This window comes from Bradyrhizobium sp. SSBR45G (genome assembly GCF_030159255.1).
Taxonomy (GTDB): domain Bacteria; phylum Pseudomonadota; class Alphaproteobacteria; order Rhizobiales; family Xanthobacteraceae; genus Bradyrhizobium.
This window is the reverse complement of sequence record NZ_BSCT01000001.1, coordinates 60,997-82,871: the sequence shown is the minus strand read 5'-3', so window position 1 is coordinate 82,871 and position 21,875 is coordinate 60,997. Positions and strand designations below refer to the sequence as shown.

The window sequence follows — 21,875 nt, the reverse complement described above, 5'->3', positions numbered from 1 at the left end:
GTCCCGGACCAGCCGCCGGGCTCGCGGGGCTGTCGAATGTTCGACGCAAGCCCCGTCGTGTTCGGCACACGGCCTGAAGCAAAGCCGGCCCGTTTGCATGCAAATGACGGCAAAATCGACGTTTTCAGGTCATCGCGCGTCTGGCCCGCTTCATGCAATGTCCCGCCTGCAGAGGAGGGATGCATCATGCCATTCTACAGCTTTCACTGCGCGACCTGTGCAGAGGATGTCGAGCTGCTGATCGGGATTTCGGAAAAGCCGGTGTGTCCGACCTGCGGCGGCCGCAAGCTCACCCGCCTGCCCTCGCTTCCGGCGCCGCCCGCGCGCAGCCCCGGCCTGATCAAGGCGGCGCGCGCCCAGGCCGCGCGCGAGGGGCACCTCAGCAATTTCAGCCGCGCCGAGCGAAAGAAGCGCTGATCATCGGCGCCGGCTGCAACCTGGCCGCTCCGTTCAATCCGACGTGATCTGCACTTCGGGGACATCGTCCTCGGGGTCGTCGATGTCGAGCCCGTCCTCCTCGTCGAGCGCGATGCCGGACAGGCAGATGTCGCCGTCGTCGATCACGAGCTTGATCGGCGTCAGTGCCTGGCCCTGACAGGGCCCGATGAAACACTGCCCGGTGTCGAGGTCGAACTGCGCGCCGTGCTGGCTACAAACGAGGAAATTGCCCTCCTCGTCCATGAACTCGCCTGACCGTTTGTCGAGCCGCGCGCCCTGGTGCGGACAGGCATTCTCGAATCCATAGAAGTTGTTGCCCTTGCGGGTGACTAGGATGGGCCAGGGCTTGGCGCTGCCATCTGCATCGCGTCGCTGCAGGACGAATCCCCGCGCCGTGCCGTCGTCCACCTCATAGGTCGCGCAGATCGCAAACAGCGTGTCCATCACCTGTCTCCCCTCGCCTCGTGTGGCGGATCTGACACGCGCAAACGAACTCGCGCCGAACCACGGCGGCCGAACCCGTCGATTGTCAGAGCCAGACGAAGGCGGTCTGGCGCATCCGCGACATTGCGGCGTGCCTTGACGATGCGCAGCAAGGCGCATGCCAGTGGCAGATCCCGACGCTGGACCGTCAAGCCAGGGGCATACCGAGCCGGCCGATGCCTGGAAATTTCAGGGCTGGGCGCCGCAGATCGACGCCGAGAACCCCGCCGAGCACGTTCAGCTCGATGCCTTCGATCCAGCCAATGGTGAGGCCGAGATAGCCGCCGAGCGAAACGAACAGGCCGGTTCCGGAGGCGGTGCGCCCCCACCAGCCGTCATAGGGAAAATCCTTGCCGATCGCGGTCGGCGGCAGCACCGCATTCAGCTCTGGGACCCCATTCAGCGCGGCCTGCACGAAGGTGTTCGAGTTCGGTCCCGGCCAGGCGCTGTAGTCGCCAGAGGCACGAAAGCGATAGCTCTCGATGACGCTGCGGATCGCCGGGATCACGCGCTCGGCTTCCGGGCCGTCGACAGCCAGCACCGTCTCCGGCAGGGCACCGAACCAGCGCCCGTCCGGCGCGAAGCCGTCGACACGGATCGGCTCGCCCCAGGCCGTGTAGTCATAGCGCGTGTAGCGCGGAGCGCCTTTCTCCTTCACGACGATCCAGCTGTGGACGGCAAAGATGCCGCGCCAGCGCACCGTGCGCGCAGCGAACACGCGGACCAATGCGTCGTCATGGCTTGCAGGAGACGGCAGCAGCCCGGCACTGGAGCGATCCGCCGTCTGCCAATTGCCGCGACGATCGCTGCGCAGATAGTTCGCGGCGGAGAGCGAGAGAGGGGTGATGATCAGCAGGAGGAAGACGAGCACGAGCTTTTTCACGGCGGCGGAACGAGTGGGGATGCGGGGCGTCGCTCGTGATGTAGTCATCACCTCCACCATCGCCAACGGCGAAGCCCGCCGAGACACCGGCGCGGCAAGGTCACAATTCCCGGCGCCGCGCGAGGTCGCGACGTCCAGCGTTCAGTCCATGGGCAGTCGGCGGAACAACGCGAACCTTGCGCCATTGGCCGCCCGGCGGCTGATTGGCCCGCGTCGGCAAAGCGCATCGACGCCACCCTCTTCCGCGGGTCGCAGCCGCGTCAGTGCCGGCGAAAGCCGCCGCCCGCCCCGGAACGGCCGCCGCCGCCGCGAGGAGCGCCTGCGCTCACGCGTGGCGCACTGGCCATCATGGCGCCCATGCCACCCATGTGGCCCATGCCGCCCATCTGCGCGCGGGCGCTCTGCGCCGGCGCGCTGATTGCACCGACCGGTCTTGCGGCCTGAGCTGCAGTTCCCGCCGACATCCCGGGACCGGCGCGCCCCACGGTCGGTGCGGCAGAACCCGTTGCAACGCGTGACGGCGTGGGCTGCCCAGCGACCGCGCCCATGGCGCCGGGCTGCGCAGCCCCGCCAGGACCAGGCCCGCGCGGCGTCATGCCGGGCGGCGGCGGATTCTGCGCCATGACGGGCGGATGCTGGCGCCAGTACCGGTTCCAGAAGGCGTGCCGGTAGAACCAGGGACGACCGAAGTAGAAGCTGCTCCAATAGGTGGTCAGCACGAACGGTGCGACCGGCACGTATTCGACATATTCAGGCAGGTAGACGTATTGCTCCCGGTAGAGATAGGCGAGCGCCTTCGCGGCGACCCAGCCGCGCTCGCCCGCGAAGCTCACGTCGCACCACGCGCCGCCTTGAATGCAGCCATGGATCGTGACACGGGCGCCCGCCGGAATGCGCTCGACCAAGGGAAAGCCAGTGCCGGGACCCGCACGCAACGTGGCCGAACTGCGCACCAGACCGGGGGCGGCCATCGCCAGCGATGCCGGCGCCACGATCAACAGCGCGGCGACGAGACACGTTCTGAGTTTCACCACGAGCACCCTCCTGTCGGTTTCCCGGAGCGGCAGCGCCCTCGCCGACTCCGGCAGCGATGGTGACAGGCTATCGCGGCAACCTCACGGCGCTGCGGTGGACATGGTGATCGCGCCCCGCCTCATTGCGCCCGCTCGAAGGAGGGAATGCCATGGTTCTGCTTCGGCGCAGCAGTCTCCACTGTGACCAGAGTCGGCGTAGAGACAAACCAGGCCGACCTGCCCGCCGCCACTCACGGGGCGCCGTTGCCGGACAGGATCTGAGCCACGTCGCCCAAGCCGCGACGAAACGTGTCATCGAACGTCGCACCACGAAGCCGCCAGCGGCGCTTTGCCCCCGCCGCATCGAGCTGCCATTGCGACTCCCAGGCGAGCTTGGCCTCGTCCCAGGTGAGGTGACCGAGCAACGTCATCTCAGCTCCCGGCAGCAGCGCAGCCGGCGGAAGCGCTGCGCGACCGATATCGATGCGGGTCGCCTGCGAGGTGGTGGGAAGCACGATGTCGAGGCCGCGCTTGGCGGCAGCTGCGCGGAGCGCGTCGCGCTGCAGATCCGACTGCCGATCATCGGAAACGACGAGGAAGCTCCTGCTGCCGGAGGTCATGGCCACGATCACGCCAACCGACGGCCGCGGCGCCGGCCATGGCTTCACGCCGAGCTTTTGCAGCAGATCGTCGATCCTTCCATGATCGAACGAGACCGTGAGGTCATAGGGACGGTCACGCGTGCCCTGCTCATCGTGCTTCGGCTTGCCCGACATCTGATCATGATAGTCGAAGCCTGCGACGAAGTCGCTCGCCTTTGCCTTGAACGGCGCAAGCCGTGCGTCCCCGCTGAGCTGATAGGCGCCGGACACCTTGATCAGGACGTCCTCGAGACAGATGGCAAAGCCTGCCTGACGGTTGTCCGCACCCTGCCCGGTCACGACGGTTTGAGCCGAATACAGATCGCCGGCCCCAGCCGTTGCATTGGTGCAGAGGCCGGCGATCAGCCAGAACCCGAGACACCACGCGCCACAGTGCAGAATTCTGCGCCGTTCCATGTTTGGCCCCGGACTTACAGCGATGATGCTACTTCTGCCGGTCGAGCTTGATGATCGTCTTCGTGCCGGTCCCGTCTGCGGTCGAGAACGTTACCCGATCGCCGGCATGAACCTCCTCGATCATCGCGCCGTCCTTGACCTTGTACTCCTCCGCCGCGACGGACGCATTGGCGCCGACGGTTCCATTTTCAACCCGCTTGATCGCCAGGGTTCCATTCAGACGGTTGATGCCCGTCACCACCCCCGTAGCGCCCTGCTCGGCCGCCAGCACAGGCAGGACGCCGGTGAACGCCGCAAGCGCGGCCAGAGTGATCGTTGCTACTTTCATCGCTCTTCTCCTGCTTGTTCGCGGCAGACAAGACGCCGCGGCACCCTTTTGGTTCCGGCCATGAACCGATCTGCTCTCAGCGTCATCGCACGCGAACGCGGCGATCTCAGGCGCTGCACATCATGAACGTTCGTCCGCACGCGGCCTGCGCCAGAGACGATTTGTCGCGAACGGGCAGCACCGCGGATGTAGTCACTTTCCGACGTTTGTCATCGGATGCAGACATCGTTGCGGAACTGCGGCTGCTGTAACGTCGAATTCATCATTGCGTCATGAAGCGCCTTGACAGCATCGATGCAGAGGAGGAGCATCATGCTGTCGCTTGCTTCCGACGTGGCTCATAGCGGCGGCGGGCCGAACGACAGCAGACGATCGCGACTGCAGGGAGGTTGTTTGATGACTCCACCTCAGTATCACATCCGCTGAATGCGACGGTATCGTATCGGACCACCGCAGAGCGGTAACTCACGAACGGCACGCCGGGTCGAGGCTTAGAGGGCTGCATCAGCGAGGCATGGCCCCTTGCCCACCCGGCGCTGTGCCGTGGGTTCATTCATCGAAGCGTATTCGGAGGCTCGACCGACCTGTCATCCCTGAGCGAAGGGATCGGCGGTGCCGTGGCCAAAAGCAACGTGGCAGCTGTTAGCTCGCGCGCTCAAAACACCACGATCAAAACACCAAAACACCACGATCAAAACACGGAGCCAACTACGACCATTGCCCGGCGGGCGGACGCCCCAGCGCGAGGACGGGTGCATGTCACCCGCCACGCGCCGGGTTGATGGGCCTGCCAACTCGCAAGCTTGCCGCAGCCGCTACTTGCTGTAGTCGTAGAACCCCTTGCCGGTCTTGCGGCCGAGCTGGCCTGCCGCCACCATTTCCTTCAGCAGCGGCGCCGGCCGGTATTTGGGGTCGTTGAAGCCGTTGTAGAACACCTCCATCACCGACAGCATCGTGTCGAGGCCGATCAGGTCGGCCAGCGCCAGCGGACCGATCGGATGATTGCAGCCGAGCTTCATGCCCTCGTCGATATCGGCGGCGGTGGCGATGCCCTCGGAATACGCGAAAATCGCCTCGTTGATCATCGGACACAGGATCCGGTTCACCGCAAAGCCCGGGCTGTTCTTGGCGGTGATCGCGACCTTGCCGATCCGCTTGGCGAAATCGGCGGCCGCCGCGTGGGTGGCATCCGAGGTCTGCAGGCCGCGGATCAATTCCAGCAGCGCCATCATCGGCACCGGATTGAAGAAGTGCATGCCGATGAAGCGGTCGGGCCGGTCTGTGGCGGTCGCCAGCTTGGTAATCGAGATCGAGGAGGTGTTGGTCGCGATCAGCGCCTCGGGCTTGAGGCCGGCACAGAGATCCTTGAGGATCTTGAGCTTGAGCTCCTCGTTCTCGGTCGCGGCCTCGATGACAAGATCGCAGGTCGACAGCCTGGCCTTGTCCGTGGTGCCGGTGATGAAGGACAGCGCCTTATCCTTGTCTGCGGCGGTCAGCTTGTCCTTCTTGACCAGGCGGTCGAGGCTCGAGCCCACCGTGGCCACGCCACGCGCCACGGCCTGCTCCGAGATATCGAGCATGACGACCGGCACGCCCGCGACCGCGCACACCTGCGCGATACCGTTGCCCATGGTGCCTGCTCCGATGATGCCAACCGTCTCAATCATTGCTGATGCCTCTTTCGCTTCGTCGGGGACAGGGCCCCGCTGTCCGCAGTTGCTTAACAGGGTCTCGCTTCGCCCGGTAGGCCCCGCAGGAGTCCCTTGCGGCCTCAACCGGCCACGAGCTGCGCGGGCTGACTTTCTCCCACCACACGGAAGGCGTCGCGGATCGCCGCCAGCAGCGTCTGCACGCGCGCCAGATTGGCGCGCGCCGAAGGCACTAGCGCCTTGACCCAGAGATCCGGCACCAGCACGTCCGGCAGGACCTCGACCAGCGCGCCGCTGCGCAGCCGCGGCGTCATCGCCGTCCGCGACACGACGGCGATGCCGCCACCCGCGCTCAGGGCCTCGACCAGCAGCGCATTGTTGTTGGTGACGAGGCGAGGTCGCACCGCGACGGTGGTGAGGCCGCTCTTGCCGTCGAAAGTCCAGACTTGGCCCATCGGCGTGAACACCAGGCAGTCGTGGTCGGCCAGATCACGCACGTGGCGCGGCTGGCCACGGCGCGCGATGTAGGACGGCGCGGCGCACAGCACGCGCGGATAGGCCAGTAGCGGCTCCTCGATCACGCCGTGAAACGACGAGGGCATCATCGTCAGCACGATATCGAATCCCTCCTCGACCGGATTGACGGTGCGGTCGACCAGCACGGCGTCCAGCGTGACCCGCGGATACTTGATCTGAAACGCCGCCAGCAGCCCGGACAGATCGATGGCCATCGGCGATCCCGGCGCCTTGATCCGGATCAGGCCCTCGATCTCGTCCGGCGACCGCTTCACGCCGGCCGCCATCTCGTCGTACTCACGGACGATCTGCTGCATCGTCTCCAGATAGCGCTCGCCGACCTCGGTGAGCTGGAGCCGCCGCGTGCTCCGGCGCAGCAGCTTGGATTTCAGCGACCATTCGAGCTGGGTCACGCGCTTGGTCACGACCGACGGCGCCAGCCGCAGCTGCCGCGCCGCCTCGGAGAAGCTGCCGGCCCGGGCAGTTGCCACAAAGGCCTTCATGTTCAACAGGCTATCGCTCATTTCATCCAATCCGGAAAAAATGTCGTTCCAAAATAGCCTATTCTCCATCGATCCCGAAGCAAATAGCCTACAGCTGCAAACTGCTTTGGCTCCCGGCGCGTCCCCAGGTTGCGCCCTGACGCCAGCAGCTCCGCCCAGAACGAGCTGGCCGTCGCCAGAGTGGTTTGCAGCAAGCCGTCACTCATGAACGGCGGACAAGGGCGAGGGGAAGGAGCGACCATGAGCGCCACGGCCGTCATTGACGTCAGCGACGTCATCGAGCGCCAGCGCCGCAACGGCCTGGTGCTCAAAGTCATGATCCTCTCCACCGTGATCATGTGCCTCGACGGCTATGATCTGCATGCGATGGCGTTCGCGGCGCCGTCCATCATTCGCAGCTGGGGCATCGACAAGGCGACGCTCGGAGTGGTCTTCAGCGCCGGGATCTTCGGCATTCTCGTCGGCGGCCTGATCTTGGGCTATCTCGGCGACCGCATCGGGCGGCGCCTCGCCATCGTCGTGGCCACCCTGACCTTCGGCGGCTTCAGCCTGCTGACGGTCTGGGCCCGCGATCTGAACGTGCTCATCGCGCTTCGCTTCCTCGCCGGCATCGGTATCGGCGGCCTCGCCCCGCTGTGCTACGCGCTCAATCTCGAATATGTGCCCAGCCGCTATCGCGGCACCGCGGTCGCGATCATCATGCTCGGCTATGTCGGAGGCGGCAGCGCCGGTGGACTGATCGCAGCGTGGCTGGTGCCGCAGTTCGGCTGGCCGATCGTGTTCTGGATCGGCGGCGTGCTGCCGCTGATCGCTGCCGTCATCTGCTTCTTCATCCTGCCGGAGTCGATCAAATACCTCGTTGTGCAGGGCAGGCAGCCCGACGAGGTTGCGCGCATCGTCAACAGCATCGCGCCCGGTCTCGGCGCCCAGCCGACCAGCCGCTTCATCGTCCAGGAGGAGCCGAGCCCGGCCGGTAGCGGCCCGCTCGCGCGCCTGACGGCTCTGTTCGACGGCAGGCTTGCGATCATCACGCCGCTGCTGTGGGTCGCCTATATCGCCAGCTCGGTGACCATGTTCTTCCTCAACAGCTGGACGCCGATCCTGGCCGAAGCCTCGGGCTACACGCCGGCGCAGGCGGCGTTCGGGCTGTCGATGTTCAGCCTCGGCGGCGCGGTCGGCGCGTTGCTCGCCGGAATCGTGCTCGACCGCTACGGCGTGATCGCGATCGCCGCGGTGCCGATGATCGCCTGCCCACTGGTCGCCTCGCTCGGCGTTGCCGGCTTCAGCGATGTGGGATTCCTCGTGGCCATGATGTGCGTCGGCTTCTTCGTTGTCGGCGGCCATCAGGGCCTGAACAGCGCCGTCGGGCAATTCTATCCGAGCGCCAATCGGACGACCGCGGTGGGCTGGGCCCTGTCGGTCGCCAAGATCGGATCGATCGGCGGACCGCTGATCGCCGGGCTGCTGATCGCACGTCATCTGCCGGCGTCGAACCTGTTTCTGCTCGCGGCGCTGCCGCCGCTGGTGATGGCGAGCTGCGTGCTGATGCTCGGGCTGTCGCAGCGGCGTCGGACGATCGCGGCTGCGGAGCCGGACAAGGTCGATCAGGCCGCGCCGGCCTGACAGCTGACGCCCGCACCGACGCCATTCGAGAGCCACGGAGCCGACGATGAAATTGCCTTACGCTGGCGCAATCGATTGCGATCTCCATCTGCCCGCACCGACCATCGCGCAGCTGCTGCCCCATCTCGACGACTTCTGGCGCGACCAGATCATCAACCGCGCCATCGACCGCATGCCGTTCGCGATGATGAGCTATCCGCCGAATGCGCCGATCAGCCAGCGCGCCGACTGGCGCGCAGCGCCGGCCGCGACCGCGCTGGAGACGGTGCAAACGCAGGCGCTCGACGCCTTCGGCCTGAGCTTCGCGATCGCCAACATCATCCATGGCGCCGTCGCGCTTCACAATGACGACATGGCCGCGGCGCTGTGCCGCGCCGTCAACGACTGGCTGCGCGTCGAATGGCTCGAGCGCGAGCCGCGGCTGCGCGGCTCGATCCTGATCCATCCGCAGGATGTTTCGCAGGCGGTTGCGGAGGTCGAGCGGCTCGCTTCCGATGGACGTTTCGTGCAGGTCCTGATGCTGGCGATGGGCGAGCGGCCACTCGGCCGCCGCGAGTTCTTCCCGATCTACGCCGCCGCCGAGCGCCATGGGCTGGTCATCGCGGTGCATGCCGGCAGCACCTATCGCTATGCGCCGACCATCGTCGGCTGGCCCTGCTATCAGTTCGAGGACTATGTCGCGCAGGCGCAGGCCTTCGAGAACCAGACTGTGAGCCTGATTGCCGAAGGCGTGTTCCAGCGCTTCCCGCGGCTGAAATTCGTCTTCCTGGAATCCGGCGTCAGCTGGCTGCCGGTGACGATGTGGCGCACCGACAAGACCTGGCGCGGCGCCCGTCCCGAAACGCCCTGGGTCGACCGCTGGCCGTCCGAGATCATCCGCGAGCATCTCCGGCTGACCACCCAGCCGTTCGACGCGCCCGACGCGGCGGCCGTGGCGGCGACCATCGCGCGCATCGGCTCCGACGACATGCTGCTGTTCTCGACCGACTATCCGCACTGGCAGTTCGAGGCCGACGACGTGCTGCCTGAGGGGCTGTCGCCTGCCACGCTCAGGAAGACGCTGATCGACAATGCGCTCGCGACCTATCCGCGCCTCGCGCAGGAGGCGATCGGCGGCGCGGCCGCGATCGAGGAGACGATCCGATGAATGCACCATTCCAGGAGGTCAAGGCGCGGCAGACCCTCGCGGTTGTCGACTGCGATATTCATCCCGCTCATCGCACGCCGGGCGAGCTGCTGCCCTATCTCGCGCCGCGCTGGCGCGAGCACTACCAGACCTACGGCGTGCATGTGCGGCAGGCGCTGTCGAGCACCTTGATGTATCCGCGGATGATGGCCGCCGGCATGCGCGCGGACGCGCTGCCCGCCAGCGGCCCCGCAGGATCGGATCTCGACATGCTGCGCAAGCAGCATCTCGATCCCGTCAACGTCGAGTTCGGGCTGCTGATGGCGCTCAGCAAGGGCGGCATGGAGGAGCGCAATCCCGACTTCGCTGCCGCGATGTCGCGCGCCACCAATGACTGGCAGATCGACCATTGGGTGCGGCAGGAGCCGCGGCTGCGCGCCGGCATCGTCGTGCCGCAGGAATTTCCCGAGGCCGCGGTGGCCGAGATCGAGCGCTGCGCCGCCGACCGCCGCTATGTCCAGATCATGCTGTCGTCGCGACCGTCGGATCCGCTCGGACATCCGCGCTACTGGCCGATCTACGCTGCGGCGGAGCGGGCCGGCCTACCGATCGGCCTGCATCCGGTCGGTTACAATGGCGGCCATCCGTCGACCGGCTCGGGCTGGCCGACCTATTATCTGCAGGAGCACTACGTCTTCGTCGCCTGCATGGAATCGCTCGCTGCGAGCTTCATCATCGGCGGTGTGTTCGAGCGCTTCCCGGGCCTGAAGGTCGTGCTGGTCGAAGGCGGCTTCGCCTGGGCGCCGGCGCTCGCCTGGCGCATGGACAAGCATTTCGACAGGTTCCGAAAGGAGGTACCGCATCTGAAGCAGCGTCCGTCGGACTATCTGCGCCAGCATGTTTGGTGGACGACGCAGCCGATCGAGGAGCCCGAGCAGGCCCGGCATCTCACTGAAATCATCGACTGGATCGGCTGGGGCCGCCTGCTCTATTCGTCCGACTACCCGCATTGGGACTACGACAATCCCAGCTTCGCCTTCAAATTCCCGATGACCGACGCCCAGCGCCGCAAGATCTTCAGGGACAATGCGATGGCATTGTACCGCCTGTCATGAGCCGCCATGTCGTCTGCTCGGCCGATGAGCTGCCGCCGGGCACGCGCCGCACCGCATTCGTCGACGGCCGCGAGGTCGCCTTGTTCAACGTCGACGGCCGGCTGCATGCGCTGCTGAACCGCTGCCCCCATGGCGGCGCCCGGATCTGCAACGGTGTCATCACCGGCATCGCACAATCCTCCGGTCCCGGCGACTATCGCCTCGAACGCGACGGCGAGTTCCTGCGCTGCCCGTGGCACGGCTGGGAGTTCGAGCTGTCCACCGGACAGTCCTGGTGCGACCCGGGCACGACGCGACTGCGCAACTACGATGTCAAACGGGAAGCCGGCGAGACCCTGGTCAAAGGCCCCTACATCGCCGAGCGCTATCCGGTCGTCGTCGAGAACGACTACATCATCATCGAGCTCTGAGGCGTCCAGCCGCGCCGCTCTGGAGCAGATGCGCCCCCTCCCGTTGGTCTTACGTCCGGCCGAGCGCGTCTCGCCGGGCCGGCAGAGATTATCGAACCCGTCCTCGTTCTCCGGCGCTGACTCGAACGATCGAACAACTCATCGGCGGCGCGCGACAACCGCGAATCCCGCGCCATCCACTGATCGTCATTCCTTCATGTTAAAGTGTGTTAGCGACACGACACGGCTCTGGTAGCAGGCTCCTGCTAAGAGGAACAGGAGCTCGCCATGACGCTCAAGAGACCCCGGCGCAAACAGACCATCTCCTTTGCAGACCGTCTGCAACAGGCTGCGACGGACGCACGCAACGCAGCCAAGCTGTTGCCGGCCGGCCCGGAGCGCGAATTGCTGCTGAGAAAGGCCCTCCAGGCCGAAACGGCCGCACACATCAACGAGCTGCTGAGTGCGCCGATCATGCAGGCCGCCGACCGTTGATGGTCGATTGGCGTTCAGCCGGCATCCCTGTCGGATTGCGCCGAGCCTGACATCCGCCTCGCCTGTGCGCGGAACCACGGCATATCAGGGTCCCCGCATCATGGTCTCTGCGTCAGGCGAAAGTCGCCCTCTGCCTGTCGGATCATCACGATGCGCCGGCACCGTGGCAACGCACGGCTGATGTCGCGTATGTGCGCGGCCGCGCGCTTAGGCCGTCGCGACAAGGATGACAACCCGGTCGCCACGCTGCAGGCGCGGGCCAGGCGCATCAGCGCGTGATCGACGCAACGGCAACCAGTCCTTCTCCTTCGACAATAATCAGAACAGCGCGACTCCGGCCGACGCCCTGCGACGGCGCGCCATGCAGGGGCCGCCCTCGCGGAGGCCGTTGCACGAGCCCAGACGGCCATTCGCCGGCGTCTCGATGTTTCGTCGCTCCTGCAAAAAGATGCGCAGCTAACGAGGTATCATGCTAACATAAGTTATTGTAGTCGCACCACGTGGAACCCCTATAAGCCCGGCGGGGGGGGAACCGGTCCTTGAGTCATCTCATCCGCAAGCTCGAGAACTTCGTCCGTCTCTCGGCGGCCGACCGTTTGATGCTCAACCGCGCTGCCGCGCAGCGGGTCAGGACGTTTGCGCCGCGGACGGACATCGCGCGCGAGGGCGAGAAACCGAAGGACGTCCATCTGATCCTCAACGGCTGGGCCTGCCGCTACAAGCAGCTCGAGGATGGCCGCCGCCAGATCGTCTCGTTCTTCCTGCCCGGCGACATCTGCGACCTCAATATCTTCATCCTGCGTGAGATGGACCACTCGATCGGCACGATCACGTCCGTGTCGATTGCCGATCTGTCGCGCGAATTCTTCGACGAGATCTCCGCCGGATATCCGCGCATCGCCACGGCGTTCTGGTGGGAGACGCTGGTGAATGCCGCGATCCAGCGCGAATGGACCATGAACCTCGGACAGCGCACCGCCTCCGAGCGCATGGCGCATCTGTTGTGCGAGCTGTTCTTCCGGCTGCGGCTCGCCGGCCTCGCCGACGACAACGGCTGCAGCTTTCCGCTCACGCAGGCCGACCTCGCCGAGGCGACCGGGCTGTCGAAGGTCCATGTCAACCGGACGCTCCAGGAGCTGCGCGCGGGCGACCTGATCGTGCTGAAGGGCAAGATGCTGGTGCTGCCCGACCTCGATCGCCTCATGAGCGCCGGCCTGTTCAATGCGAATTACTTGCATTTGGACCGTGAAGGTCGTCAGCTCGATGCCAATGAGTGAGGCGTTCCCTGCACCGGCGTCTGCGCCTTGCGCCAGGCCGACCGGCTCGGGCATTGTGCCGGAGAACGGCAATGGTCGAACAGGGCATGGGCGACGAAGCTTTTGAGCAGGAGATCGTGCATCGCCTCGGGCTGATGCCCAATCTGTTCCGGGCGCACCCATCGGCTCCGGAGACGACCCGGCAGTTGTGGCAGGTCGCGAAATGCGCCTATCTCGATGCGCCATTGCCCGCCTTGTTCAAGGAGCGGCTCGCTGTCCATCTCTCGCGCCTCGCCGGCTCGTCCCATTGCCTGATGCGCCATTTCGGCTTCCTGGTCGGGCTTGGCTGGCCTGGAGGCGATCCGGCGTGCCGCCCGGAGACGATTGACCAGGCCCGCCAGTTGCTCTCGCTTCCGCTCATCGACGGCGCAGATGTCGCCGCGGCCCTCGACCGCCTCGAGGCGATGACAGCGCCGCGGGAAATCCCCGAGCCGCGCAGCGAGAGCGAGGCCGACCTGTTCACGGCTGCGGCGGCGCTGTTCCTGCCGAGCGCTGTGGCCGCTCGCTCCCGGCTGGCGATCCGTCATGCGCTCGGCGACGCCAGGTTCGAGCTGCTGGCGGCGTTCCTGGCCTATCTGCGCATGGTGCATTTCTGGGCCGCGGCGCATCCCGAACTGGCGATCGATCCCGACCTGCTCGCGCTCACGCAATCGGATCCCGATCTCGCCGCGCAGCTGAGCTGCAGCGTGCTGCGCGTGGATGCACCGCCGGTGCCTGCAGATCCTCGCGACACCAGCATGGGCTCGAGCGCGCATCGGCTGCGCCGGCTGCTGGAGATCGACTCGGTCGGCGTGCTGTTCTTCGATCATGCCGAGGGCGTGCTGATCGATGCCAACGACGCCTTCCTCGACATGACCGGCTATTCGCGCGAGGAGGTGCGAAGCCGTCATCTCACATGGAAGAGCCTGACGCCGCCGGAGTGGCTCGAGAGCTCGACGTCCCAGATCGCGCATCTGCAACGCACGGGACGGATCGGTCCTTATGAAAAGCAATACTTCCGCAAGAACGGGGAGCGGGCCTGGATGATGTTCGCCGGCCGCGACATCGGCGACGGCACGCTGGTCGAGCTGGCGATGAACATCGACGACCGCAAGCGGACCGAAGCCGCGCTGCGCGACAGCGAAGCGCGCTTCCGCCAGTTCGGCGAGGCATCCTCGGACGTGTTGTGGATCCGTGACGCCGACAGCCTGCGCTGGGAGTATCTCAGCCCCGCCTTCGAAACGATCTATGGCGTGCCGCGGAGCGCGGTGCTGCAGGGCGATCATCTCGCGCCTTGGACCGAGCTGATGCTGCCGGAGGATCGGCCTGGTGTCATCGAGGGTCTCGAATGCGCGCGGCGGGGCGAGCGCGACAGCTCCGATTTCCGCATCATCAGGCAGACCGACGGCGCGCTCCGCTGGCTGCGTATCCGTAGTTTCCCGATGGTCGATGCCGCCGGGCGGGTGCAGCGAATCGGCGGCATCACCCAGGACATCACCGCCGTGGTCGAGGCCACCGAGCACCAGAAGTTCCTGCACGCCGAGCTGCAGCACCGCGTGCGCAACCTGCTCGCGGTGATCCGCTCGATCATCCGCCGCACCGGCGACTCCAGCGAGAGCGTCGAGGATTTCGCGAGCCATCTCGAGGGCCGCATCGCGGCGCTGTCGCGCATCCAGGCCGTCGTCACGCGCGATCCGCTCGCCGGCTTCGATCTTGCCGAGCTGATCGCCGATGAGTTGCGCGCCGGCGCCGCGCGCGAGGATCGGCAGTTCTCGCTGTCGGGCCCGCGGGTGCGGATCAAGGCGAAAGCGGCCGAGAGCATCGGGCTGGCGATGCATGAGCTCGCGACCAACGCGCTGAAATTCGGCGCGCTGACCGTGCCGCGCGGATTCATCAGCATCGCGTGGCGGCTCGACGAGCACGAGGCGATCCGCTGGCTCGTCATCGATTGGATCGAGACCGGCCTCTCGGGCCATGCGCTCGGCGCGCACCGGCACGGCTTCGGAACGGTGCTGCTCGAGCAGATGCTTCCCTACGAGGTCGGCGCGCGCGTCATCAGACGTTTCGAGCCGAGCGGTCTGCGCTGCGAGATGTGGCTGCCTGCCGATGAGATCGTCAAGCAGTGAGGCATCGTGGGCAACAATGGCCGAGCGGGCCGGTAATACCATCGGCGTAGCCTTCTCCGCTCATTGGGAGTATGCTCGCTCTGCGGCCGGATGGTCGCGCGCAAGGCTGCCATGCCTTTGCCTTGGTTTGGCCTGATATGGCAGAGACTGCGGAGGACGCGAAGGAATCAGCCGAGCCGCGATGTGGCGGAACGATGATGGGACGTTCCGGAGCATCGAGCCACGACCAACACCGTGCACATGCAGATGCCTGCGCACGCGGGACACAGTATCCAGGTTCTGTTCTGAAGCGGCCCGCGGGCCGAGCGTCGCGTGACGTCGTCGTCAGCAGATGACCTCGCCATCCGATGTGGGCGCCACGAGACGTTGCTGCGACGAAGGCTTCTGCCACGGGACGTTGGTACGACGGACGTTAGTACGACGATGCGTTGGTAGGAGACATCGGGACGGAGCCGAGCGCCGCCGATGAGGCGGACGAAACGGAGGACGGAGCGTCAATGCTTGCAACGACGACGAAAGACAGCGATCAGCAGCCCCACGCCGTGATCGACCCCGAGATCGTGCTGGCGGCCCGTGGCGATCGAGCGGCCGTCGACGCCGACCGGCGCAGCGCGCAACGGCCGCCGGATGTCCCCTCGCCCAAGATTGATCCCGAGTTCAGAACGCAGGCGACGGCCGGCGGTGACCTCGCCGCAGCCGGGGGACGCACGACACTCGGCACCTGGGTGCTGCGCACCGTACTGGCCGTGCTGTTCGCGGTCGGCAGTGCCGTCGCCGCAGCCGCCTGGCAGAGCTATGGCGACCAGGCCCAGGAGGTGGTCGCGCACTGGATGCCGCGGATCTCGCTGGTGTCGAACGCCGACAAGGATGGCGCGCAGCCGGCCGCGTCGTCGACGCAGGAGACGGCTGCGGCCGCAGCATCTCCGGCGCAGGAGCCCGCGACGGGTGCGCTCGGCGCCGGCGCGTCGCAGGAGCAGGCGCAGCTGCTGCAATCCATGGCCCATGACCTCGCCGCCCTGAACCAGCAGATCACCGAGCTGAAGACGAGCCTCGCCCAGCTCAAATCAGGCCAGGATCAGATGGCCCGCGAGATGGCGCGCGTGGCGGAAGCCAAGCCCAGCGACAGGCCCAGCGAGCGGACGGCCGAAGCGCGGCCGTTCGATCCGCAAGCCATCGGACAGACGATCTCGCGGCAGCGGCCCGCCCCGCGTCCTGCGACGGCTGCCGTGACACCGGCACAGCCGGGACTGCCGGTGCCGCACCGGCCCCGGCCGCCGGCCCCGGCGACGGCCGCCATGGTGCCACCGCCGCCGGCGCCGATGGCCCTGCCCTCCGCTCCCGCCGCTACCGATCCGGACCAGCCGGTCGTCCGACCGCCGATGCCGGTGCGCTGAAGGCGCGGCCGGCCGCCACAGGGCGTGCATCGCCTCAGCGGGCTGCGCGTGACGGCGCGCCGCGAGACACTTGTCCCGGCGCGGCTTTCCGAGCTAAGGAGCAGGCCAATGAGCGCATGTGCGAGGGGATCATGAGCCTGACCGATCCGACCATCCTGTCCGACGCCGAACTCGCCGACCGCATCGCGATCCTGCGCGACAACATCCGCCAGATCACCGAGCAGGCCGCCTCGCAGTCCGGCGCCGCCGACGAGGAGCGCAACGCCGACCGGCTGGCTCAGCAGAGCGAGGATCTGGACCTGCTGCTCAAGGAGCAGGAGCGCCGGCTGAACAAATAGCGGCGCGCGATCAAATCGTCCTGTTGCACTGCCCTCGTTGTTGATCGCGTTGCGGTCAGACGCTAGCCTCCCTGAAAACAAGCGGGAGGATTACTGCGTATGCGTTTGAAGTTGACCATTGCGGCCGTACTGACGGCCGCCGCCGTGGTTCCGGTCCATGCCGAGCCGCGCCATGTCTATACGACCATGGTGCTGGAGGCCTTTGCCACCAAGGTCGAATGTCCCGGGATCGACGTCGTCTATCAGGATCTGGTCCAGAAGGCGCAGGACATGCAGATGCCCGACGGCACCACGGAAAAGGTCCGCAAGGCGATCGCCTATTTGCACACGGGCGGCAAGATGGGCGAGAAGCAGGACGATGACCTGATGGCCGAAGTCGCGGTGGCCACGCAGGCCATCGACATGGACCAGCGCCGCCTCGGCATGACGAACTGGTGCGAGGAGCACAAGAAGACCCTCGCCGGCTTCATTCGTCCCAAAGGCTGAGCCGACGGCCACGGAAGGGCTGACGGGCCCGCTTTGTGCGGGCGCGTCAAGTCCCACCAGCCTGGCGCATCGGGAACCCGAAGACGGCGTTCCCGACGCTTGAAGCGCGATCGCTCACCGGGGAAGGAACCCGAACGGCCGCAGCCGCTTGGCTCTCGGCCATCATCAGGGCCTCGGAGCAAACCATGCGCATCGAAACCGCCTTTCTGTTCGACCTCGACGGCACGCTGGTCGACAGCGTCTATCAGCATGTGCTGGCGTGGAAGACGGCGCTCGATGCCGAGAGCATCGAGCTGTCGGTCTGGCGCATCCATCGCAAGATCGGCATGAGCGGAGGGCTGTTCACCAACCAGCTGCTGCGCGAGACCGGCTGTGCCATGGAGCCGGAGCGGATCGAGCGGCTCAGGCGCGCGCATGCGGCCGCCTATCAGGGGCTGGGACAGCAGGTCCGCCCGCTTCCCGGCGCCCGCGAGCTGCTGGCCTTCCTGACCGATGCCGGCATCCCCTGGGCGATCGCAACCAGCGGCCGCATGGAGACCGCCGCCGTCAATCTCGCCGCCCTCGGCGTCGATCCCCGGCAGAGCGCGGTCGTGACCCGCGACGAGGTCCGCTTTGCCAAGCCCGATCCCGACCTGTTCCTGGCCGCCGCCGCGCGTCTGGATATGCCGATCGAGCGCGCGGTCGTGGTCGGCGACAGCATCTGGGACATGCTGGCGGCGACGCGCTGCCGCGCGCTCGGCGTCGGCCTGCTGAGCGGCGGCTACGGCTCGGAGGAGTTGCGGCAGTCCGGCGCCATTCGCGTCTACGAGGATCCGGCCGATCTGCTCGACCATATCGACGAGGTCGGCGGCCGGCGTTAGTCCGACTGTATCAGACGGAGCCGAGCCGTTGTGTTTCCGCCGTCAACCGAGTCCAAAGACCATTCGGAATGGACGCAAGACGATATCGAGATTCCGTGTTCAAGGCCTGCGGTGTTGCCCCGGAATGATGGTGGTTGTGACGGAGTCGGATCAACCGTCCGGGTCAGCGCGCCGGGCTCATCAGTTCTGCGGGCCGGACAGCGAGATGTCGCGCTCGGCACGGAACACGTTGGCGTAGAGATTGGCGATCCACTGCCGCCCGGTCGAGGTCATGTTGAGATAGCGGATCTCGGTCTGGATGTGCGGCGCGACGCTGTTCCAATAGAACTGCGGATAGCGATTGACGATGTCGGCGGGCGAGCCGTAGCCGAGCTGCCGGTTGATGCCGACCTCCTCGAACTCGTGATACAGCGCGTTGGCCTTGCGGATGTAGTTGGGATCGCCGAGCTGTCCGATCAGGTCGGCGGCGCGCACGATCGACTGCTCCTCGTCGAACTGCTGGCCGGCGAGCGGCGGAAAGCGCGTGCCCTCGATGGCGCGCGCGATGCGGTCCTTGTCGAGCGGCGCCATGCCTTCGATGCGGTTGATCACGTACAGCTTGGAGCGGTCGACGTGATACGGCATCAGGCTTGCGTCGGAGGAGCCGCGCGGCAGGCAGACCTTGCGGCCGCCGCGATCGACGACGAAGCCGTCGCCGTCGTCCTCCTTGAACAGGCCGCGCACATAGCCGATGTCGTGGAGCAGACACGCCATGATCACGTGGACGTAATCGTCCGCGGTCATGTGGCTATGGAGTGCGCGCCCGCGCAGGATCTCATGGCCTGCGAGCGTCACCAGCAAGGTGTGCTCGACGTTGTGATAGAGCGCATCGCTGTTGCCGATGCATTCGAGCGCCGTGCGCGCAGCCGCCGGGAGCGTCTCCGACAGCTGGGTGTGGGAGGATCCGAACCGCCGGCGCATATAGGAGCTGAGAAAACGCTCCAATGCCGCTGCTGCGAGCTCCGGTAAGGTCATCATCGCTGCCGCCCCGCCTCAGACAGCTCAAGACACAACGCCAAAAAACACGACACGGCAAAACACGATTCAGCAAGACGCATCACGGCACGTCACGGCGCGGGACAGGACTCGATGTCGGACGAGTCAGGTCGGGTCCGTCAGGCCGTATCCACCGCCTCGGTCGAGAAGCATAGCCCAGGTTGCAGGGGTCGGCCACACCCGGATGACGACGCCCGGTAAATTGCGGGCGCTGGCCCCCACGCGTCCATCAGTTCGCGCTGCCGTGCAGCGCGACGAACCCGCGCGGCATGCGAGCAGCCTCCGGAAAGCTCTAACGACCGCGGACGGGCAGCGGCGGCCGCGGTGGCCGTGGCTCACCCTGCTGCAATCGGCGCGTCGGCTTCACCTTGCGCCCCGGCAACCCGGCCGGCGCATCGACCGACTGCAGATAGGTGCTCAGCGCCGATGCCGAGTCGGCGCTGCTCGTGTAATGCTGCTGCAGGAACAGATAGAGCGTCAGGCGGAAGCGTCCCTTGGCGAGGCCGCGCGCCGAGCGGTGACAGGCCGCACAACTGTCGGCAAACAGCCGCGCGCCGGATTTTCCGGCATCGAGGTTTTCGGCGCTTGCGCTGTTGGCCAGCATCAGCAGCAACGCCGCGGCTGATCCGAGCCCCATCGCCGCGCCGGCCCGGCGCGGTGGCGCCCCTGCCCGCTCGCAACGCTCAGGCGACATCGGCGCGCGGTGTCTCCTCGGCCGGCGCGCCCAGCGCGTCGAGATCGACCAGAGCCGGATCGTCCGGCAACGGCTCGCTCTGCTGCGGCCCGCTGCCATGGACATGCATGAGCGTCTGCACCCGCCGGGCATTCAGATAGTCGACATGCTGGTGGGCCAGCGCGAGCGGCAGCAGCGCCTTGGGCAGCGCCGTCATGGTGAACGCGGCCACGCGCTTCACCTCCTCGCCCTCGCGCCAGGTCAGCGGACTGAGGGTGTAGATCATCTGACGGTCGGTCTCGGGAGCCGGCAGCTGCCTGACCTCGGGAGGTGCCAGCAGGGCCACGTTGATGTTGCCGGCACGCGTGCGCGTCGCGGCGGCGCGCAATTCCCAGCAGATCAGCTCCGCAGCCGAGAGCACCTCGCGCCGGATGTCGTCGACATCGGTCGCGAAACGGCTGGCTTCGCTCAAGGCGGCGCGGCCGCGCGTGACAGCATCGACGAGTGCGGCCGCGCCGATCTCGAAGCGCGGAACGGCCAGCTCGATCGCCGAGGCCACCGCCTCGATGTCATTGGCGGCCCGGTCGCGATCACGCTGCGCGACGGCGTCGGCAAAGGCGCGCTCCGCGAGGATGATCTGCTCGTCGCATTCGGAGACGGCCGCGCGCAGCACCTTGGCCTTGTGCTCGACCGCCTGCATCTTCGCTTCGACGCGGTCGAGTTGGCCGTTGCTCGCGCCCGCCTTGGCGAGCCGCTCGGCGGCAACCCGCTTCTCTTCCAGCGCCTGCTCGGCCACGCGCAGCCGTTGCGCGAGTCGCTGCTTTGCAGCCTGCTTGTCCTTCAGCGCGCGCTCGAAGATTTCGACCGGGCTCAGCTCACGCTTGAAAAAGACCATGGCAATAATCCCTGGACGGCGGTCGCGCCGACGACGGTGGTCAACGGCGAATCCGCTGCCGAATCATTGCCTGAATCTTGCGTGCAAATTGGGTCGGAAACCAGGATGAGAATGCGCGCGTCCCCTCTTGACTGGAACCGGGGCGGCGCGTCCGCGCAGCAGAGTCGGGTGCATCTCCCGGCGTCCAGTCTCAGCGGCGTCCCTGACTTCCGAAAAAGCGAATTCGCCCGTCAGCTCTGGCGCGGCCCGCGCATGATCCTCATGGCGTCCGCAATGTGGCGCCATTCCCTGGCATCCTCGGCGTCGCCGCCGGTCTCGCATTGCTGCGCCTTCTGCACGACCTTCGCGATCGCGGCGGCACCCTGCATCTCGAGCATCTGGCGGGCGATCGCATGAACCTGGGTTTCCGACATCATGCGCGGGGCTCCTATCGCACTGGAATGCGCCGTTAACCAATCCTTGCGCGAGGAGTTCCAGATTCCCGGACAGATCTCACGATTTGTGTGATTCCGGTCACGGCCGATGCGGTTCCAAAAGGCCACACTGCGCCCGTAATTTACCTTACGGGCTCAATCGTAATTCCGCACGGGCGCCTGCGCTGTTACTTGTGGGTGAGATTCTTCGATGGTGGCTGAGGGGCGTGGCATGACGCAGGTCTTCTTTCATTGCTCCAACGACGACGAGATCCTGATTGACCGGCGCGGAACCGCCGTCCTCGATCTTTCCGAAGCCCGCGATCACGCCACGCGCGTGATGCACGAGCTGATTTCGGCGGAGAGCGAGGAGGACTGGCGCGACTGGGTCCTTCACGTCGCCGACGACCTCGACGAGGAGATCTTTGCCGTGCCGTTTTCGTCCGTTCTCGGACCCATGCATTGACGTCGAGGTCAGGATGTTCATGTCCGGAAGCCGCCGTCTGGCTGCCCTGCGCGATCGTTGGAAGAGCCTCTTCGCGCTGGTCAGCGATCCCTACCGTCCCGAGCGCCACTACATGCGCGGCCCCGGACCGAAATGGCGCGCCAAGCATGGAACCCGTCGCGTGACGCAGAGCTGATTGTCACCGCTCGTCCTGAACGCGCGGCATCCCAGCGCACCATGTCGTCCCCGCTCGCATTCTTCTCGCCACATTTGTCCTTCATTTCGGCACCGGTGAG

25 protein-coding genes are annotated in these 21,875 nt (G+C 66.4%); 14 read left to right on the top strand and 11 right to left on the bottom strand.

What is annotated here, in order from left to right:
* The first annotated feature begins 186 nt into the window (after window positions 1–186).
* Complete coding sequence (locus QQL87_RS00440) at window positions 187–417, top strand: FmdB family zinc ribbon protein (RefSeq protein ID WP_284416342.1); 231 nt, start codon at window positions 187–189, stop codon at window positions 415–417.
* A gap of 33 nt (window positions 418–450) precedes the next feature.
* Here the strand turns inward: QQL87_RS00440 and QQL87_RS00435 are convergent, their stop codons facing one another.
* From QQL87_RS00435 to QQL87_RS00405, 7 genes are all read right to left on the bottom strand, one after another.
* Complete coding sequence (locus QQL87_RS00435) at window positions 451–882, bottom strand: Rieske (2Fe-2S) protein (protein WP_284416343.1); 432 nt, start codon at window positions 880–882, stop codon at window positions 451–453.
* Window positions 883–1,069: 187 nt separating this feature from the next.
* Window positions 1,070–1,792 (bottom strand): DUF3750 domain-containing protein, encoded by a 723-nt coding sequence (locus QQL87_RS00430; RefSeq protein ID WP_284416453.1) that lies wholly within the window; start codon window positions 1,790–1,792, stop codon window positions 1,070–1,072.
* 272 nt (window positions 1,793–2,064) lie between these two features.
* The gene (locus QQL87_RS00425; protein ID WP_284416344.1) at window positions 2,065–2,838 is read right to left on the bottom strand and encodes an SH3 domain-containing protein; all 774 of its coding nucleotides are present in this window, start codon (window positions 2,836–2,838) and stop codon (window positions 2,065–2,067) included.
* 230 nt (window positions 2,839–3,068) lie between these two features.
* On the bottom strand, window positions 3,069–3,875 hold the full coding sequence (locus QQL87_RS00420; RefSeq protein WP_284416345.1) for a DUF2066 domain-containing protein: 807 nt from the start codon (window positions 3,873–3,875) through the stop codon (window positions 3,069–3,071).
* Between the two features lie 28 nt (window positions 3,876–3,903).
* Window positions 3,904–4,203, bottom strand: coding sequence for a copper-binding protein (locus tag QQL87_RS00415; protein ID WP_284416346.1), 300 nt, complete (start codon window positions 4,201–4,203; stop codon window positions 3,904–3,906).
* 815 nt (window positions 4,204–5,018) lie between these two features.
* Window positions 5,019–5,870: a 3-hydroxybutyryl-CoA dehydrogenase gene (locus QQL87_RS00410; protein WP_284416347.1), complete on the bottom strand. Its 852-nt coding sequence runs from the start codon at window positions 5,868–5,870 to the stop codon at window positions 5,019–5,021.
* A 104-nt stretch (window positions 5,871–5,974) separates the two neighbouring features.
* Window positions 5,975–6,892 (bottom strand): LysR family transcriptional regulator, encoded by a 918-nt coding sequence (locus QQL87_RS00405; protein ID WP_284416348.1) that lies wholly within the window; start codon window positions 6,890–6,892, stop codon window positions 5,975–5,977.
* A 219-nt stretch (window positions 6,893–7,111) separates the two neighbouring features.
* On the opposite strand from QQL87_RS00405, the gene QQL87_RS00400 reads away from it, so the two are divergent.
* The 11 genes from QQL87_RS00400 (at window position 7,112) to QQL87_RS00345 (ending at window position 18,118) form a co-directional block, all read left to right on the top strand.
* Window positions 7,112–8,494 (top strand): MFS transporter, encoded by a 1,383-nt coding sequence (locus QQL87_RS00400; RefSeq protein WP_284416349.1) that lies wholly within the window; start codon window positions 7,112–7,114, stop codon window positions 8,492–8,494.
* A 46-nt stretch (window positions 8,495–8,540) separates the two neighbouring features.
* Complete coding sequence (locus QQL87_RS00395) at window positions 8,541–9,641, top strand: amidohydrolase family protein (RefSeq protein ID WP_284416350.1); 1,101 nt, start codon at window positions 8,541–8,543, stop codon at window positions 9,639–9,641.
* Entirely contained in the window at window positions 9,638–10,735 is a 1,098-nt protein-coding gene (locus tag QQL87_RS00390; RefSeq protein ID WP_284416351.1) for an amidohydrolase family protein, read from the top strand. The genes QQL87_RS00395 and QQL87_RS00390 overlap by 4 nt, the downstream gene beginning before the upstream one ends.
* Complete coding sequence (locus QQL87_RS00385; protein WP_284416352.1) at window positions 10,732–11,145, top strand: Rieske (2Fe-2S) protein; 414 nt, start codon at window positions 10,732–10,734, stop codon at window positions 11,143–11,145. The genes QQL87_RS00390 and QQL87_RS00385 overlap by 4 nt, the downstream gene beginning before the upstream one ends.
* Before the next feature lie 267 nt (window positions 11,146–11,412).
* Window positions 11,413–11,619, top strand: coding sequence for a hypothetical protein (locus QQL87_RS00380; RefSeq protein ID WP_284416353.1), 207 nt, complete (start codon window positions 11,413–11,415; stop codon window positions 11,617–11,619).
* A 539-nt stretch (window positions 11,620–12,158) separates the two neighbouring features.
* A complete protein-coding gene (locus tag QQL87_RS00370) occupies window positions 12,159–12,896 on the top strand; it encodes a Crp/Fnr family transcriptional regulator (RefSeq protein WP_284416354.1) in 738 nt (245 codons plus the stop codon).
* Between the two features lie 71 nt (window positions 12,897–12,967).
* Window positions 12,968–15,040, top strand: a complete 2,073-nt coding sequence (locus QQL87_RS00365; RefSeq protein ID WP_284416355.1) for a PAS domain S-box protein — start codon at window positions 12,968–12,970, stop codon at window positions 15,038–15,040.
* Window positions 15,041–15,537: 497 nt separating this feature from the next.
* Complete coding sequence (locus QQL87_RS00360; RefSeq protein WP_284416356.1) at window positions 15,538–16,434, top strand: hypothetical protein; 897 nt, start codon at window positions 15,538–15,540, stop codon at window positions 16,432–16,434.
* A gap of 131 nt (window positions 16,435–16,565) precedes the next feature.
* Window positions 16,566–16,772 (top strand): hypothetical protein, encoded by a 207-nt coding sequence (locus QQL87_RS00355; protein ID WP_284416357.1) that lies wholly within the window; start codon window positions 16,566–16,568, stop codon window positions 16,770–16,772.
* 99 nt (window positions 16,773–16,871) lie between these two features.
* Entirely contained in the window at window positions 16,872–17,258 is a 387-nt protein-coding gene (locus tag QQL87_RS00350; protein ID WP_284416358.1) for a hypothetical protein, read from the top strand.
* A 185-nt stretch (window positions 17,259–17,443) separates the two neighbouring features.
* Complete coding sequence (locus QQL87_RS00345; RefSeq protein WP_284416359.1) at window positions 17,444–18,118, top strand: HAD family hydrolase; 675 nt, start codon at window positions 17,444–17,446, stop codon at window positions 18,116–18,118.
* Between the two features lie 180 nt (window positions 18,119–18,298).
* Here the strand turns inward: QQL87_RS00345 and QQL87_RS00340 are convergent, their stop codons facing one another.
* The 4 genes from QQL87_RS00340 to QQL87_RS00325 all read right to left on the bottom strand — a co-directional run bounded on the left by QQL87_RS00340 (window position 18,299) and on the right by QQL87_RS00325 (window position 21,134).
* Window positions 18,299–19,135 (bottom strand): HD domain-containing protein, encoded by an 837-nt coding sequence (locus tag QQL87_RS00340; RefSeq protein ID WP_284416360.1) that lies wholly within the window; start codon window positions 19,133–19,135, stop codon window positions 18,299–18,301.
* Window positions 19,136–19,445: 310 nt separating this feature from the next.
* On the bottom strand, window positions 19,446–19,847 hold the full coding sequence (locus tag QQL87_RS00335; RefSeq protein ID WP_284416361.1) for a cytochrome C: 402 nt from the start codon (window positions 19,845–19,847) through the stop codon (window positions 19,446–19,448).
* Window positions 19,837–20,721 (bottom strand): hypothetical protein, encoded by an 885-nt coding sequence (locus tag QQL87_RS00330; RefSeq protein ID WP_284416362.1) that lies wholly within the window; start codon window positions 20,719–20,721, stop codon window positions 19,837–19,839. The genes QQL87_RS00335 and QQL87_RS00330 overlap by 11 nt, the downstream gene beginning before the upstream one ends.
* A gap of 230 nt (window positions 20,722–20,951) precedes the next feature.
* Window positions 20,952–21,134 (bottom strand): hypothetical protein, encoded by a 183-nt coding sequence (locus QQL87_RS00325; protein WP_284416454.1) that lies wholly within the window; start codon window positions 21,132–21,134, stop codon window positions 20,952–20,954.
* Window positions 21,135–21,366: 232 nt separating this feature from the next.
* Between QQL87_RS00325 and QQL87_RS00320 the strand changes: the two genes are divergently transcribed.
* The gene (locus QQL87_RS00320) at window positions 21,367–21,600 is read left to right on the top strand and encodes a DUF6894 family protein (RefSeq protein ID WP_284416363.1); all 234 of its coding nucleotides are present in this window, start codon (window positions 21,367–21,369) and stop codon (window positions 21,598–21,600) included.
* 13 nt (window positions 21,601–21,613) lie between these two features.
* On the top strand, window positions 21,614–21,775 hold the full coding sequence (locus QQL87_RS00315; protein WP_284416364.1) for a hypothetical protein: 162 nt from the start codon (window positions 21,614–21,616) through the stop codon (window positions 21,773–21,775).
* The last annotated feature ends 100 nt before the right edge of the window (window positions 21,776–21,875 follow it).